Consider the following 15,826-nt stretch of genomic DNA (forward strand, 5'->3'; position numbering starts at 1 on the left):
CGCCCGCCTACCCCTCGTCCGTCAACCCTGCCAGCCCCGCTGGCAGCGCCTGGCGGTGGACCACGCCCAGCCGCTGCGTCGCCCGCGTGAGCGCGACATACAGATCGCTCGCCCCCAGCTCCTCCGGCGCCACCACGACCACGGCGTCGAACTCCAGCCCCTTGGCCTGCCGCGGGTCGATCAGCACCACCGGGCTGGTCAGATCCGGGGCGGCGCCGGTGGAGGCGGACGGAAGGACGACGGAGAGCGCGGCATGCCAGGCGCCGGGGGCGATGACCGCCAACCGGCCCTCCTCGTGGGCCTCGTGGGCGACGGCCTCGGCGACGGCGGCCGGCAGGTCGTCGGTGCGCCGGGCCCAGGGCCGTATGCCCGTCGAGCGGATCGACCGCGGTGGCTCGAAGGAGGGGTCCGCGGCGCGCGGGACCTCGGCCGCGATCTCCATGATCTCGGTCGGCGTGCGGTAGTTGACGCCGAGCCGGACGTGTTCCCAGCGGTCGCCGACGTACGGTTCCAGGGCCGCCTGCCAGGCGCCGCAGCCGCCCGGCTCCGCGGTCTGCGCCGGATCGCCGACCAGCGTCATCGAACGGGTCGGGCAGCGCCGCATCAGCAGCCGCCAGGCCATCGCGGACAGCTCCTGCGCCTCGTCCACGATGATGTGGCCGAACGCCCAGGTGCGGTCGGCCGCGGCGCGTTCGGCGGCGCTGCGGTGGTCGGCCTCCTCCTGGCGTTCGGCGAGCCGTTCCGCGTCGATCAGATCGTGCGCGGCCAGCACTTCCGAGTCCTCGTCGGCCTTGTCCTCGAACTCCTGGGTGCGCGAGCCGTAGGAGAGGTCGAGCACGCCCTGTGCGTAGGCGATCTGCTCCTGGCGCTCGGCCTCGGCGGCGGCGCGGGCCGCCGCATCGTCGTCGCCGAGGAGTTCGGCCGCCTCGTCCAGCAGCGCCACGTCGGCGGGCGTCCACTCCCCGCCGTCGCGGCGGATGGCCGCCGCCTCGTCCGGCGGCAGGTGGACGGGCTCGGCGAGGAAGTCGGCGACCAGCTGCTGCGGGGTGAGCGTCGGCCACAACTCCTCGATGACGGCGTGCAGTTCGGCGCTGGCCGCGACGGCCTTGCCGAGCTGGGCGATGTCGTCGGGGCCGAGCAGGTTCTCGCCGCCGTAGGGGTCCGCGCCGATGCGTTCGGCCAGCTGCTCGGTGAGGGCGTCGATGATGCGGAAGGCGAAGTGGGGGCGGGCGAGGTTGTGCGGCAGGCCGGTGGCGCGGGCCCGGCGCCGGGGCTCGTCCACCAGGTCCGCGTCCAGGACCAGATCGCCGTCGTCGTGCGGGATCACGATCGGCTCGTCCGGCAGGGTCTGCCGGTCCGCCACGAAGCGCGCCAGCGCGTCCGCCATCGCCGCGGCGCCCTTGACCCGGGCGGCCCCGGGCGTGTCGGTTCCGGTCGCGGTGACGCCCGGGAAGAGCTCGCCGGGCGTGGCGAGCAGCACGCCGGTCTCGCCGAGCGAGGGCAGCACCTCGCCGATGTAGCCGAGGAACGCCGGGTTGGGCCCGACGATCAGCACGGCGCGGCGGGCCAGCTGCTCGCGGTGGGCGTAGAGCAGATACGCGGCGCGGTGCAGGGCGACGACGGTCTTGCCGGTGCCGGGGCCGCCCTCCACGACGAGGACGCCGCGGTGCGGGGCGCGGATGATCCGGTCCTGGTCGGCCTGGATGGTCTGCACGATGTCGTGCATCCGGCCGGTGCGCGCGGCATCCAGCGCGGCCAGCAGAACGGCGTCCGCGTCGCTGCCCTCGTGGCCGGTGCGCGCGGTGTCGGTGAGGTCGAGGATCTCGTCGTGCAGCGCGGTGACGCGGCGGCCCTCGGTGGTGAGATGGCGCCGGCGGCGCAGGCCCATCGGCGTGTGGCCGGTGGCGAGATAGAACGGCCGGGCGACCTCCGCGCGCCAGTCGATGACGAGCGGGGTGCGGTCCGCATCGTCGCGCCGGATTCCGATCCGGCCGATGTGGTGATCGGCGCCGTCACGGAATACCAGACGGCCGAAGCACAGGCCGTTCTCACCGGCATTGAACGCGGCCAGAAGGCCGGACAGTTCGGCCACCAGGACATTGCGTTCCAGCCGCGCCTGATGGGTGGAACCCGCCGCCGGCAGGGCCTCACGGACCGCGGTTTCGGCCGCGTCCCGCAGTGCGGCGAGGTGATCGTGGACCAGGTCGAGGAATTCCTGCTCCGTGCGCAATTCCTCGGTCGGCGCGTTTGACAATTCGACTCCGCTCGGATACATTGACGTCATAAGGGTGATGAGTTGTCGTTCGATTCTGATTAAAGGCAAGCGCCCAATATACGCAGTGAAATACCCCGGCCGTCAATTCGGTACGGGGATTTTTTATGTCCCGCACGGGCGGCGGCGCCCCGCCGCTCCGAGGGCATACGGCGCGTCACGTAGGCTCCGACCTGCTGGAACAGGGATGCGAGGAGGCCGTTTTACGTGACGGAGCGTCAGGTGTCAGACGGGGGAGAGCCGGACGGAGGCGAGGCGACCAGCGCGCCGGAGGTGCAGGCGCAGGAGCGGCGGCTGCGCCGGGAGCTGGGGTTCTGGGGGCTCACCGGGATCGGGTTCTCCAACATCGTGGGGTCCGGATGGCTGTTCGCCGCCATGTACGCGGCGCAGACCGCGGGCCCGGCATCGCTGCTGTCCTGGATCGGGGCGGGACTGCTGTGCACCCTGGTCGCCCTCGTCATGATCGAGCTGGGCGCCTCGCGGCCCGAGGGCGGCGGCACCGTCCGCTGGCCGCTGCAGGCCAGCGGACCGCTGGTCGGCACGCTCGTCGGCTGGTCGGTGCTGCTGTCGGTCGGCGGCACCGCGGCCGAGATCAGCGCCATCATGCAGTACGCCGCCCACTACCTCCCGTCCCTCTACAACGGCCACACCCTCACCGCCTCCGGGCTGGCGGTGGCCGCCGGGCTGAGCATCCTGCTGACCGCGCTGAACTGGTTCGCGGTCAAGATGTTCGCCCAACTCAACAACCTCATCTCGGTGTTCAAGATCGTGGTGCCGGTGGTCACGGTCATCGCGCTGATCGCCTCGGGCTGGCACTCCGGGCGGCTGACGGACCACGGCGGCTTCGCCCCGTACGGCTATGTAGCCTGTCTGACCGCGCTGGCCGGCGGCGGCATCGTCTACTCCGTGAACGGCTTCCAGGCGCCGCTGGACTTCTCGGGGGAGACCCGCAACCCGCGCCGCACCATTCCGGCCGCGGTGCTCACCGGAATCGGCCTGGCGGTGGTCATGTACCTCGCCCTCCAGGTGGCGTATCTCTTCTCGGTGCCGGAGAGCCTTCTCGGGGGCGGCTGGAAGGGCGTCTCCTTCGACTCGCCGTTCGGGCAGCTGGCGATCATCCTCAATCTGCACTGGCTCTCCAGTCTGCTGTACGCCGACGCCGTCCTCTCGCCGGGCGGTTCGGCCTACGTGGGCGTGGCGATCGATGCCCGGCACACCTACGCGCTCGCCAAGAACGGCACCATCCCGCGCTATTTCATGAAGGTGAACGAGCGGTTCGGGGTGCCGCGGCGGGCGCTGGCGGTCAACCTGGTGGTGATCGTGGTGTTTCTGCTGCCGTTCGGGGGCTGGCAGGACATCGTCAGCGTGATGGGCGACATGTACCTGCTGATCTATGCGGCCTCGGCGGTCGCGGTCGCGGTGTTCCGGACCGAGCCGGGCGGGCGGATGGCGGGCTGGGTGCCGGGGCTGCGCTACATCGCACCGGTCAGTTTCGTGGTGGCGACCGAGTTCGTGTACTGGTCGGGCTGGAGCGATCTGCGGCTGGCGCTGCCGCTGGTGCTCGCCGGGCTGCTGATCTTCGTGGCGATGCGCCGGACCGGAAGAGGCGAGCGCCCGCTGGGTGCCGAACTGCGCACCGGGGCCTGGCTGGTGGTGTACCTCGGGGTGCTGACCGCGCTGTCCTGGCTCGGCACTTTCGAGGGCTCCGGGCGGCTGCCCGCGCCGTACGACTCGCTCACCGTGGCGGCCGTCGCGCTCGCGGTGTACTTCTGGGCCGTACGCTCCGGCGTCGGTTACCGGACGGCGACCCGCCCCGCGGCCCCCACGGCCGCCGGGGCATGACCGTACGGCCGGGGCGCTGCCCGCGCGGAAGGCGGCCCGCAGAAATATGATGAAGCCGGGGTTTGTGGATCCCGCCAGGTCAGGAGGCCGGCCAAGGACACACCGCGCGGATCGCACCCCGTAGTGGCCCTTTGCCCCGACGCACCTTGGAGCGGTCCATGCTTCGGCGTCGTCCCCCGCGGTCGGCGAGCGCCGACGATCTGCTGACCACCCTCGGCCGGCTCACGGCCGAGGCGCGGGAGGGGGCCGAGCGCCAGCAGGCCCGGGTGGAGCTGGCCGAGGTGCTCCAGCGCGAGATGCTGCCCGCCACGCTGCCGGAGGTACCGGGGCTGCGGGTCGCCGCCACGTATGCGCCCGCCCGCCACGGACTGGACATCGGCGGCGACTGGTACGACGGTTTCCCGCTGCCCGACGGGTCGCTGGCCTTCTGCATCGGCGATGTGCAGGGGCACGACGTCGAGGCGGCGGCGTTCATGGGCCAGATACGGATCGGGCTGCGGGCCGTCGCACCCCATGCCGCCGATCCGGGCGAGGTCCTCAGCCGCGCCAACGACCTGCTGCTCTCGGTGGCCGTCGGGCTCTTCGCCACCTGCACCTTTCTGCGGTTCGACCCGGCCACCTGGGAGCTGACCAGCGCCCGTGCCGGCCATGTGCCCGCGATCTGGGCCACCACCGACGGCCGCCACGGCGTCGTCGAGGACGAGGGCGGCCTGCCGCTGGGCATCGTGCCGGGCGAGAGCTACCCCGTCACCCGCCGCCGGCTCACCACGGCGGGGTCGTTCGTGCTGCTCACCGACGGCGTCGTCGAGGGCCCCTCGTTCGCGATCGAGGAGGGGCTGGCGCAGGTGACCCGGCTGGTCGCCGACCGCGCGGGCGAGGATCCGGCGGAGGTGGCCGCCGAGGTGATGAACATCGCCGAATGCACCGGCCACACCGACGACGCCGCGGTGATCGTGCTCAGCTTCGACGCGGCGGACAGGGCCGGGTGAAGCCCGCGGCGGGCGCGCGTGTCGCGGCCGGTGCGGGCAGGACGGCGTTGTCTGATGGCTGCTGTGGTGCGCACCGAGCAACTCCGGCGGCCCGCTACCGCAGCCCTGACGATCGTGGCCCTCGCGGCCGTCTACTTCGGATCGGCGCGGATCGGGCTGCTGGAGCAGGTCGTGGTCCACGACACCGTGGTCACGCCCCTGTGGCCGCCCACCGGCATCGCCCTGAGCAGCCTGCTCCTGCTGGGCCTGTGGACCTGGCCGGCCTTCGCCCTCGGCACCCTCGCCATCGTCGCCACGCTCAGCCCGCTCGACTTCGGCGTCCTGGGCATCATGGCGGGCAACACCCTGGCCCCCGTGTGCGCCTGCCTGATGCTGCGGCGGGCGGGTTTCCACCCCGCCCTGGACCGGCTGCGCGACGGCGTCGCCCTGGTGTTGCTCGGGGCCTTCGCCGGGATGGTCGTCAGCGCGACGTTCGGCAGCGGCACCCAGGTGCTCACCGGTCAGCTGCCGGCCGGGTACTTCTGGCGGACCTGGGCGGCCTGGTGGGTCGGCGACGCGATGGGCGTTCTCGTCGTCACGCCGCTGGTGCTGGCCTTCCGGACGCTCCGCCCGCCGCGCGCCATTCCGCTCTACCGGTGGGCGGAGGCGACCGCCCTGCTGGCCTGTACGGCCGCCCTCTCCTTCGCCGTGGTCACGAGCCCGCTCTCACTGCTGTTCCTGGTCTTTCCGCTGATCGTGTGGGCGGCGCTGCGCTTCCAGCTGGCCGGGGCGGCGCCGTGCGTGCTGGTGGTGTCCGTCGTGGCGATCAACGCGGCGACCCACCGCTCCGGGCCGTTCCAGGGCCTGAGCCTGCTGGAGGCGATGGTCAATCTCCAGGCCCTGAACGCCTCCGCGGCGCTCACCGCGCTGCTGCTCTCGGCGATCATCACCGAGCAGCTGGCCATCCGGCACCGGGTCGAGCACGCCTGCGCGGAGCTGGCCGAAGTGGTGGACCGGCTCGCACCGGGCGAGAGCCGACGCCGCTGGCCGCCCGACGAGCGCCGCTGATCAGGCGGCGTCCGGACCGCCGAGCAGGTCCGCGAGGTCATAGCCGACCGGCTCCGCCAGCTGCGCATAGGTGCAGCTGAGCGGCGTACGGTCGGGCCGCCAGCGCCGGAACTGGGCGGTGTGCCGGAACCGGCTGCCCTCCATGTGGTCGTACGCCACCTCGCATACCCGCTCCGGGCGCAGCGGCAGCCACGACAGGTCCTTGCCGCCGCTCCAGCGGCTGGGCCCGCCCGGCATCCGCCGGGCGGCATGCGCCTCCTCGTCGGTCCACGCGCCCCACGGATGCGCGGCCACATCGTCCGTGCGCAGCGGCTCCAGCTCCGCCACGAGCGCGCGCCGCCTGGCCATGGGGAACGAGGCGCACACCCCGACGTGCTGCAACTGCCCGGCCTCGTCGTACAGGCCCAGCAGCAGCGAGCCCACCACCGGACCGCTCTTGTGCAGGCGGTAGCCCGCGACGACGCAGTCGGCCGTACGGGCATGTTTGACCTTGAACATCGCGCGCTCGCCGGGCCGGTAGGGCAGATGCAGGGGTTTGGCGACCACCCCGTCCAGGCCCGCTCCCTCGAACCGGGTGAACCAGGTGCGCGCGAGCTCCTGGTCGGTCGTCGCGGGCGCGGTGTGCACCGGCGGCCGGGCCGTCCGCAGCGCGGCCACCAGCGCCTCCCGCCGCGCCGCCTGCGACTCGGGCAGCAGCGAGTCGCCGCCAAGGGCCAGCAGGTCGAAGGCGACGAGGGAGGCGGGCGTGCGCGCGGCGAGGGTACGGACCCGGGAGTCGGCCGGATGGATGCGCTCCAGCAGCTCCTCGAAGTGCAGCCGGCCGTCATGGGCGATGACGATCTCGCCGTCGACGACACAGCGCGGCGGCAGCTCCTCGCGCACGGCGGCGACGACCTCGGGGAAATAGCGGGTGAGCGGTTTGGTCGTCCGGCTGGTGAGCTCGACCTCGGCGCCGTCGCGGAACACGATGACGCGAAAGCCGTCCCATTTGGCCTCGTACTGCATACCGGCGGGAATCTCGGTGACGAGCTTGGCAAGCATGGGGGAGACCGGGGGCATGACGGGCAGGTCCATGACTCCGATCGTGACGGCCCAGAGGTCCTGGCGCGCGCCGGGGACGGGCGGAACCTAGCGTGGGGACATGGCCGCAGGAGCTGTCGAGCTGGACGTCGCGGGGCGCACGGTGCGGGTGTCGCATCCGGACAAGACGTACTACCCCGAGCGGGGGTTCACCAAGCTGGACGTCGCGCAGTACTACCTCGCGGTCGCCGACGGCGTGCTGCGCGGGCTGCGCGACCGGCCCACCACCATGCAGCGCTTCCCCGACGGCGTCGAGGGCGAGTTCTTCTACCAGAAGCGGGCGCCCAAGGGGCTGCCGGAATGGCTGCCCACCGCCCGGATCGCCTTCCCCAGCGGCCGGTTCGCCGACGAGATGTGCCCGACCGAACCCGCCGCCGTCATCTGGGCGGCCAACCTGGGCTGTCTGACCTTCCACCCCTGGCCGGTGCGCCGCACCGACACCGACCACCCCGACGAACTGCGCATCGACCTCGACCCGCAGCCGGGCACCGGATTCGCCGACGCCGTACGGGTCGCCGGCGACCTGCGGGAACTGCTGGCCGAGCACGGGCTGCGCGGCTGGCCGAAAACGTCCGGCGGCCGGGGCGTGCACGTCTATGTGCCCATCCGCCCCCAGTGGACCTTCACCCAGGTCCGGCGGGCCGCCATCGCCCTGGCCCGCACCCTGGAGCGCCGTCGGCCGGACGGGGTGACCTCCGCCTGGTGGAAGGAGGAGCGCGGCGCCAAGGTGTTCGTCGACTACAACCAGATGGCCCGGGACCGCACCATCGCCTCGCCCTACTCCCTGCGCGCCCGGCCCCGGGCGACGGTGTCCGCCCCGCTGCGCTGGGAGGAGCTGGCCGACGCCGCGCCCGAGGACTTCGACCTGCGGACCGTGCCGGTGCGCTTCGCCGAACTGGGCGATGTGCACGCCGATATGGAGGGGCACGCCTTCGGCCTGGAATCGCTTCTGGAACTGGCGGACCGTCAGGAGTCGGACGAGGGCCTGGGCGATCTGCCGTATCCGCCCGACCATCCCAAGATGCCGGGCGAGCCGGCCCGGGTGCAGCCGAGCCGGGCCCGTAAGCGGTGAGCCACCCCGTGCCGCTCACCGGCCCGACCCGAACGGCCGTATCCACCGCCGACGCATCGGACCGGGCCCGCCCTGCCGCAGGGGAGCCCGCGAGCCCCGCGGACCGCGTGCCCGGCATGCGCACACGCCGGCATCAGGGCAGCATTCCGTCCGTGGGACACGACGGGACGGCCCCGCACGGGCCGGGTGCCGTCCGTGCGGCGCGGCCCCCGGACGGGTGAGCGCGCATGCCCGCCGGAATCGACTACGAGGCCGTCTTCCAGGCACTGCCGGGCGGCGCGCTGCTGCTCACCCCGGACCTGGTGATCGTCGACGTCAACGAGGCCCATCTGCGCCTGTCCGGACGGCCGCGCAACGGCCAGATCGGGCGCCCGCTCTTCGAGGTCTTCCCCGACAACCCCGCCGACCCGCACGCCACCGGCGCCCGCGGCCTGGAGGCGTCGCTGCGGCGCGTCCTCGCCACCCGCGCCCCGGACAGCATGCCGCTGCACCGCTACGACGTGGAGGCGCCCGGCCGGCCCGGCGTGTACGAGGAACGGTACTGGAGCACCGTCAACGCGCCCGTCATCGGCTCCGACGGCGAGGTGCAGCTGCTGGTGCACCGGGTCGAGGAGGTCACCGAACTGGTCCGGGCGCGCAGGGTGGAGGACGGTGCGGAACGCGAGCGGATGGAGGCCCAGCTCTACAGCCGCGCCCGCGAGCTCCAGCAGATCAACGAACGGCTGCGCCAGGTCCAGGCCAGGGAGCGGGAGGTGGTGCTGGCCCTCCAGGAGGCGATGCTGCCCGCGCCGCGCCCGGTGGGCCACCACCGGGCTGCGGTGCGCTACCGGCCCGCCATCGGGGCGCTGAACGTGTGCGGCGACTGGTACGACCTGACCGATCTGCCGGGGGACCGGATGGCGGTGGCCGTCGGTGACGTCGTCGGGCACGGGCTGGAGGCGGCCTGCGTCATGGGCCAGCTGCGCAGCGCCCTGGGCGCCGCCGCCCTGGTCGCCCCCGGGCCCGCCAGGGCGTTGGAGACGCTCGGCCTCTACGCCCGCTCGGTCGACGGCGCCGAATCCGCCACCGCGGTGCAGCTCACCATCGACTGGACCACCTCCACCGTTGCCTACAGCAGCGCCGGCCATCCGCCGCCGGCCCTGCTGCACCCCGACGGCACCGTGGAGTTCCTCGACCGGGCCACCGATCCGCCCCTGGGCGCGCGTCCGGAGCATGTGCCCCGGCCGGAGGCGCGGACCCCGTTCACCGACGGCACCGTCCTGGTCGTCTACACCGACGGACTGATCGAACGCCGCCGCGAGGACATCGACGTGGGCCTGGGCCGCCTGTCCGACTCCCTCCACCGCCATCGGGGCGCCGACGCCGAGGCGCTGGCCGACGCGCTGCTGGCGGAGCTGCTGCCGCCGGGCGGGGCCACCGACGACACCGCGCTGGTCATCATCCGGCTGTAACGGGCTTTTGCCGCGCCCGGAACGTGCGGCCCGCCGCCCGTGCCCGCACCCTGGTGTCATGGACGAGCAGCCGCCGCAGGTGACGGTGACCGTGCACCCGCCGGGCCCGGACGGGGCGCGGCGGGTGACGGCCGGAGAACGCAGACTCGGGGTCGCCCACCGCATCGAGGACCTGGTGAAGTTCCTGCGGCACGTCGGCCTGGACGACATCGAGGTCGAGGAGACCGATCTGATCGAATGGCGCGGCGGCGGCCCCGAGTCCTGGGACGCCCTGCGTCCCTAGCCGCGGCCCTCCCCGGAGCCGGCGAGGGACTGTTCGGCCAGTTGGCGCAGCTGCTTCTTGTCCGGCTTTCCGGCGTCGGTCAGCGGCAGCGCGTCCACGAACCGGATGTCGGCCGGCTCGTACATCGCCCCCCGCCGCTCGCGGACCATCGCGCGCAGGCCGTCGGCGTCCACGTCGCTGCCCGGGACGGGCACCGCCACGGCGTACACCTGCTCCATCCGGTCGCTGTCGCGGACGCCGAAGACGGCGCTCTGGAGGATCTGCGGATGGGTGTTGATCAGGTCTTCCAGCTCGGTGGTGTACACATGGCCGCCGACCACGACGATCATGTCCTTGATGCGGTCGACGATGGTCAAGTAGCCCTCGTCGTCGAGGAATCCGATGTCCCCGGTGTGCAGCCAGCCGTCCCGCAGCACCTCGGCGGTCAGCTCCGGCTGCTTCCAGTAGCCCTGCATGATCATTTCGGATCGGACGCAGACCTCGCCGTGCTCGCCGGGGGGCAGATCGCGGCCGGACTCGTCGCGGATCGCCACCTCGACGCTCTCGATGACCTTGCCGGCGGAGCGCAGCCGTTCGGGCCGTTCGAGGTCGTGGTCGTCCTGGTTCAGCAGAGCGATACCGCCCGCCTCGTTCTGCCCGTAGACCTGGAACAGCACGGGGCCGAACCGGCGTACCGCGTCGGCTATTCGGGCCGGGGACGACTGGCAGCCGCCGTAGGTCAGCATGCGCAGGCTGGAGGTGTCGGTGTGCGCGGCGTCCGGATGGTCCATCAGCTGGTAGAGCAGCGGCGGGAGCAGGAAGAGGTCCGTGATCCGCTCGCCGGCGATCGTGGCGAGCGCCTCGGCCGGGTCGAAGTCGTCGTGCAGGACGACGGCGCCGCCGGAGCGCAGGGTGTTGTCGGCGAGGTGACCGGCGGCGTGCGCGAGGGTGGTGACCACCAGCTGGCGGCGCTCGCCGTCCGGCTCCTCGGGCAGCAACCCGCTGAACGAGCGGGCCTGTTCGAAGGTGGTGCAGATGCCCTTGGGGTGGCCGGTGGTGCCGCCGGTGTGCCGGAGGGTGCAGATGTCCTCGGGCCGCGCCAGGCTCGCCAGCGGCTCGGCGGACTGCTGCGCCGCCAGCTCCAGCAGATCGGTGCCGGTCTTGGCGGGGCCGAGCACCAGGACCGCGGGCACCGGTGCCAACTTGGTGACCTCGGCGGCCCGTTCGGCCAGGCGGGGGTCGACGATGAGCGCCTGGGTCTCGACATCGCGGACGATGGCGGCCTGGGCGTCGGCGGAGAGCTTGTTGTAGAGGTGGTTGACGCGGGCGCCGACGAGGTTGGCCGCGTAGCGGGCGGCGAGGGTCTCGGGCAGATTGCCGCAGAGCAGGGTGACGGTCCGGCCGCGGCCTATGCCCTGGGCGAGCAGCGCTCGCGCCATGCGGTGGACCAGGTCGCGAAATTCCCCCGCGGTCACGCGACGGCCCTGGTGGATCAGGGCCTCGCGGTCCGGGTGCGTGCTAAGCGCATCGAGGTTTTCCTCCACGTACGTGCGGAAGTTCTGGTCATCCATGGACATGTGGGGCTTCTCCTGTTGCCGGAGCTCGGTCGGGGCTCCGGCGGTGCGGGTGAAATCTTTAGTTGCTAGAGGCAACTATGAGGTAGCGTACCCCTCTAGATCGACATCACCAAGTCCAATGACCCGGCACGGCTGTTATCCGCCACCCCATGAAATTCCGCATCAAGGTCGCCCAGGTGTACTACCGCGGGCATAATGCTGGCTCCCCACAGGACACCTTTGCGAAGATCTCGCTCTCCCTGCGGAGCCCTCCTGCGTGGAGAGATGATGGAGGGCAGCGGACGCGCGGCGCAGACGGCCGGGCGCGGAGAGCACCACGGCCGGTCGGGCACCTCGCACCGGCGAAAGGAGTGCCTTGATGGGTGCGACCGACGCGTTCCCCGAGGGGGCGGCCCCGGCCGGGGCGGGTACCTCCCGGCCCGGCGGTCTGCTCGATGTCCTGGGCGTGGCCGCGGTGATGCTGGACGCGGACGGCCGGATCGCGCTGTGGAGCCCCCAGGCCGAGAAACTCTTCGGCTGGAGCGCCGAGGAGGCGCTGGGGCGCCCCGCCGCGAAACTGCTGGTCCCCCCGGAACACGTCGATCTGGTGCTCGGCCTCTTCACTCAGGTGATGGCGGCCGGCGCGAGCTGGGCCGGGGTCTTTCCCGTGCTCCACAAGGACGGCAGCACCCGACTGGTCGAATTCCGCAATATGCGTCTCCAGGACGAACGCGGCCAGCCCTACGCCCTGGGCATCGCCACCGACCAGAGCGTGCTGCGCCGGGTGGAGCGGGATCTGGCGCTGTCCGTACGGCTGGTGGCGCAGTCGCCGATCGGGCTGGCGGTGCTCGACACCGACCTGCGGTACGTGATGGTCAACCCCGCGCTGGAGCGCATCAACAACCTCCCCGCCGAAGCGCACATCGGCCGCGGCGTCGACGAAACGCTGACCTTCCTGGACACCGGCGTCGTCGTCTCCCGGATGCGCGAGGTCCTTGCCACCGGCACACCGCTGCTCGACCAGTTCACCGTCGGCCGCACCGGCGCCGACCCGGGCGCCGACCAGGCGTGGTCGGTGTCCTACTACCGGCTGGAGGACCCCCACGGCCGGGTCCTGGGCCTCGCCACCTCCGTCGTGGACGTCACCGAGCAGCACCGCGCCGCCTCCGAGGCCGCCCGCGCCCGCCGCCGCCTGGCGGTCATCGCGGATGCCTCGGCGACCGTCGGCACCACTCTCGACGTCGACCAGACCGCCCATGAGCTGGCCGATGTCATCGTGCCGGAACTGGCCGACTTGGCCGCGGTGGACATCCTCGACACCGTCCTCAGCAGCCGCCGCCCCGCCTCGCTGCCGCCCGGCACCGCGGCCCGCTTCCGGGCCCTCGCGGTGGCCTCCGCGGGATCCACCGAGGCCGTCCGCGCCGCCGACCCCACCGGCGAGATCGCCTCGTACGATGCCGACCGGCTGATCACCCGGTGCGTCACCGAGGCCCGGCCGGTGCTCGTCGCCCGGGTCGGCGAGGCGGACCTGCCGCGGATCGCCGCCGATGCGCAGGGCGCCGCGCTGCTGGCCAAGGCCGGACTGCACTCCTATCTGGCGGTGCCGCTGATCGCCCGCGGCGAGGTGCTGGGCGCCCTGTCGCTCTACCGCCTGCACAACCAGCTGCCGTTCGACGAGGACGATGCGGTGCTCGCCGTCGAACTGGCCGCCCGCGCCGCGGTCTGCATCGACAACGCCCGCTCCTACCAGAGCGAACGCCGCACCGCCCTGACCCTCCAGCGGCATCTGATGAACCACCGGCCGCCGCAGCCCGCCGGGATGGAGATCGCCTACCGCTACCAGCCCGCGCAGGCGGCCAGCGAGGTCGGCGGCGACTGGTTCGACGCGATCCCGGTGGCCGGAGACAAGACCGCCCTGGTGGTCGGCGACGTCATGGGCAGCGGTATCAACGCCGCCGCCACGATGGGCCAGCTGCGCACCACCACCCGCGCCCTCGCCGACCTCGACCTCGAACCCGCCGAGGTGCTGCGCCATCTCGACCACATCGCCGGCGGCCTCGACCCGGCCTTCGCCACCTGCCTGTACGCCGTGTACGACCCGCACCGAGCCGAGTGCAAGGTCGCCGTCGCGGGCCACCTTCCACCGGTTCTGGTCCGCCCCGGCGGGCGGCCCGAGCTGCTGGACCTGCCCACCGGCGCCCCGCTCGGCGTCGGCGGCGTCACCTTCGAGCAGACCACCGTGCCGGTGGCCGACGGCGACCGGCTCGTCCTCTATACCGACGGGCTGATCGAGACCCGCGAGGACGCCATCGACACCCGCCTCGACACCCTCCTCGAACTGCTCTCCGAGCCCGAGCGGCCGCTGGAGGAGCTGTGCGACCGGCTGCTGGGCGAGCTGCGCCACGGCCATGACCACGACGACGTCGCGCTGCTGATTGCCCGCGCCCGGGCCCGCGGCGAAGGCTGAAAGGCTGACGTTAAGGTCAGTTCGCCGGGTGGACTCCCCGTGCCGACAAGGGATTCCGCGGGGCCGCGGTGCGCGGGCGCCGGAATCCGCATCTCCCCGGGGTGCCACGAAATCCGCGGAAAAGGCGGCGAAGTCAACATCGATTGCCCTGCTTGACTTCCGCGCCACAACGGATTTCGTTGTCTCACCCTCTTAACAAGACCTTGACGTCAGTCGACGGCAGGGGTTTTATTCGGTCACCACAGCGGAGCCGGTGATTCCCCGGATCCCCGCCGCACGGCTCTCTCCGTCGAAGAGTGCCCCCGTTCTGCCGCCAGCACCGATGGGACACGGATGACCGACATGCCCAGCCAGACCGCTGCCTCCGCAGCCCCCGACGCAGACGTCCGCCAGACGGAGAAATCGGCCCCCAAGCTCACCCGCTCCATCGGCGTGGTCGGCGGGACGCTGCTGACCCTGTCCTGTCTGACCCCGGCGTCCTCGCTCTTCGTGATCGTGCCGGACTCGTTCGCCACGCTGGGCACCGGCGCCGCCCTCACCATCGCCATCGCCGCGGTGCTGTGTATCGGTGTCGCCTTCACCTACTCCGAACTCGGCACCCTCATCCCGAGTTCGGGCGGTGAGTACGCCATGGTCGGCACCCTCATGGGCCGGCTCGCAGGATGGCTGGTTTTCATACTCTCGCTGATCGTCGTCATGATCGTGCCGCCCATCATCGCGCTGGGCACCGCCGACTATCTGGCCCCGATCGTGCATCTGGATCCGCAGTGGACCGCGGCCGGCGTCATGCTGCTCGCCACCGTGATGGGTCTGCTGGACCTGCGCGCCAACGCCTGGATCACCGGCATCTTCCTCGTCCTGGAAGTCGTGGCCTGCGCCGTCGTCGCCTTCCTCGGCTTCACCCACACCCACCGCTCCGCCTCGGTGCTCGTCCACCCGGTCATGGACGCCGGACACGGCCACAGCACCCCGGTCACCGCGGGCCTGATCATCGCCGGACTGGCCACCGCGCTCTTCATCCTCCAGGGCTTCTCCACCGCCGTGTACCTGGCCGAGGAGATGGAGAATCCGCGCCGCAACGTCTCGCGCACGGTCCTGTGGACCCTGGCCATCGGTGCCGCAGTCGTCATGATCCCCGTCGTCGCCATCACCTTGGGCGCGCCCGACCTCAAGACCCTGGGCGCCGGTGACGTGGCCGGCATGGTGCAGTCCTGGAGCAACTCCTCCATCGGCACCTTCGTCAGCCTCTGCATCGCCCTGGCCATCATCAACGCGGCCATCGTGATGGTGATCCAGAACTCCCGCGTGGTGTTCTCCTCGGCCCGCGACGCCGCCTGGCCGACTTCCGTCAACCGCGCCTTCTCGCACGTCAGCAAGCGCTTCAACTCGCCCTGGGTGGCCACCCTCGTGGTCGGCGTCCCCGGTGCGGTGCTGTGCTTCGTCAACCTCGACACGCTCAGCGAGGTCACCGGCGTGGCCGTCGCCGCCATGTACGTCTTCGTCGCGCTGGGCGCCCTGGTCTCCCGTCGCGGGGCCCACAAGCACCGGGCGGCCTGGCGGATGCCGCTGTGGCCGGCGATCCCGGCGCTGCTGGTGCTCGTGCTGGTCTGGGTGCTGTGGCAGCAGAGCACCAAGAGCCTGCTGATCACCGGATTCATCGTTGCCGGGGCGGCCGTGTACTGGGCCGTCTACCTCCGGCCCCGGCAGAGCACCCACTGGGTGATCTCCGTCCCGGAAGACGAGCAGGCGCCCACCGAGGAGACCGCGCTCTCTCCGGTGAACGCCTAG

11 protein-coding genes are annotated in these 15,826 nt (G+C 72.1%); 8 read left to right on the top strand and 3 right to left on the bottom strand.

Annotated elements, in window-relative coordinates; genetic code table 11:
• Positions 1-7: 7 nt before the first annotated feature.
• Positions 8-2,230 carry a HelD family protein gene (locus B1H19_RS37050; protein WP_083109230.1) on the bottom strand — a complete coding sequence of 741 codons (2,223 nt, stop codon included), beginning with the start codon at positions 2,228-2,230 and terminating at the stop codon, positions 8-10.
• A 336-nt stretch (positions 2,231-2,566) separates the two neighbouring features.
• Between B1H19_RS37050 and B1H19_RS37055 the strand changes: the two genes are divergently transcribed.
• The 3 genes from B1H19_RS37055 to B1H19_RS37065 all read left to right on the top strand — a co-directional run bounded on the left by B1H19_RS37055 (position 2,567) and on the right by B1H19_RS37065 (position 6,150).
• Positions 2,567-4,114, top strand: a complete 1,548-nt coding sequence (locus B1H19_RS37055) for an APC family permease (protein ID WP_083110126.1) — start codon at positions 2,567-2,569, stop codon at positions 4,112-4,114.
• 158 nt (positions 4,115-4,272) lie between these two features.
• Complete coding sequence (locus tag B1H19_RS37060) at positions 4,273-5,103, top strand: PP2C family protein-serine/threonine phosphatase (protein WP_083109231.1); 831 nt, start codon at positions 4,273-4,275, stop codon at positions 5,101-5,103.
• Between the two features lie 63 nt (positions 5,104-5,166).
• On the top strand, positions 5,167-6,150 hold the full coding sequence (locus tag B1H19_RS37065) for an MASE1 domain-containing protein (protein WP_083109232.1): 984 nt from the start codon (positions 5,167-5,169) through the stop codon (positions 6,148-6,150).
• Here the strand turns inward: B1H19_RS37065 and B1H19_RS37070 are convergent, their stop codons facing one another.
• Positions 6,151-7,224, bottom strand: a complete 1,074-nt coding sequence (locus tag B1H19_RS37070) for an ATP-dependent DNA ligase (protein ID WP_083109233.1) — start codon at positions 7,222-7,224, stop codon at positions 6,151-6,153.
• A 67-nt stretch (positions 7,225-7,291) separates the two neighbouring features.
• Here B1H19_RS37070 and ligD point away from each other — a divergent pair, with 67 nt between their 5' ends.
• The 3 genes from ligD (at position 7,292) to B1H19_RS37085 (ending at position 10,036) form a co-directional block, all read left to right on the top strand.
• Positions 7,292-8,302, top strand: coding sequence for a non-homologous end-joining DNA ligase (gene ligD / locus B1H19_RS37075; RefSeq protein ID WP_083109234.1), 1,011 nt, complete (start codon positions 7,292-7,294; stop codon positions 8,300-8,302).
• 227 nt (positions 8,303-8,529) lie between these two features.
• Positions 8,530-9,753, top strand: a complete 1,224-nt coding sequence (locus B1H19_RS37080) for a PP2C family protein-serine/threonine phosphatase (protein WP_083109235.1) — start codon at positions 8,530-8,532, stop codon at positions 9,751-9,753.
• A 58-nt stretch (positions 9,754-9,811) separates the two neighbouring features.
• Positions 9,812-10,036, top strand: coding sequence for a hypothetical protein (locus B1H19_RS37085; RefSeq protein WP_083109236.1), 225 nt, complete (start codon positions 9,812-9,814; stop codon positions 10,034-10,036).
• On the opposite strand, the gene B1H19_RS37090 is transcribed toward B1H19_RS37085, so the two are convergent.
• A complete protein-coding gene (locus B1H19_RS37090; RefSeq protein ID WP_083109237.1) occupies positions 10,033-11,592 on the bottom strand; it encodes an AMP-binding protein in 1,560 nt (519 codons plus the stop codon). The two genes, B1H19_RS37085 and B1H19_RS37090, sit on opposite strands and share 4 nt — an antisense overlap.
• Positions 11,593-11,950: 358 nt before the next feature.
• Between B1H19_RS37090 and B1H19_RS37095 the strand changes: the two genes are divergently transcribed.
• Positions 11,951-14,038: a SpoIIE family protein phosphatase gene (locus B1H19_RS37095; protein ID WP_083109238.1), complete on the top strand. Its 2,088-nt coding sequence runs from the start codon at positions 11,951-11,953 to the stop codon at positions 14,036-14,038.
• Between the two features lie 333 nt (positions 14,039-14,371).
• Positions 14,372-15,826: an APC family permease gene (locus tag B1H19_RS37100; protein WP_083109239.1), complete on the top strand. Its 1,455-nt coding sequence runs from the start codon at positions 14,372-14,374 to the stop codon at positions 15,824-15,826.

It is taken from the genome of Streptomyces gilvosporeus, assembly GCF_002082195.1.
Taxonomy (GTDB): domain Bacteria; phylum Actinomycetota; class Actinomycetes; order Streptomycetales; family Streptomycetaceae; genus Streptomyces; species Streptomyces gilvosporeus.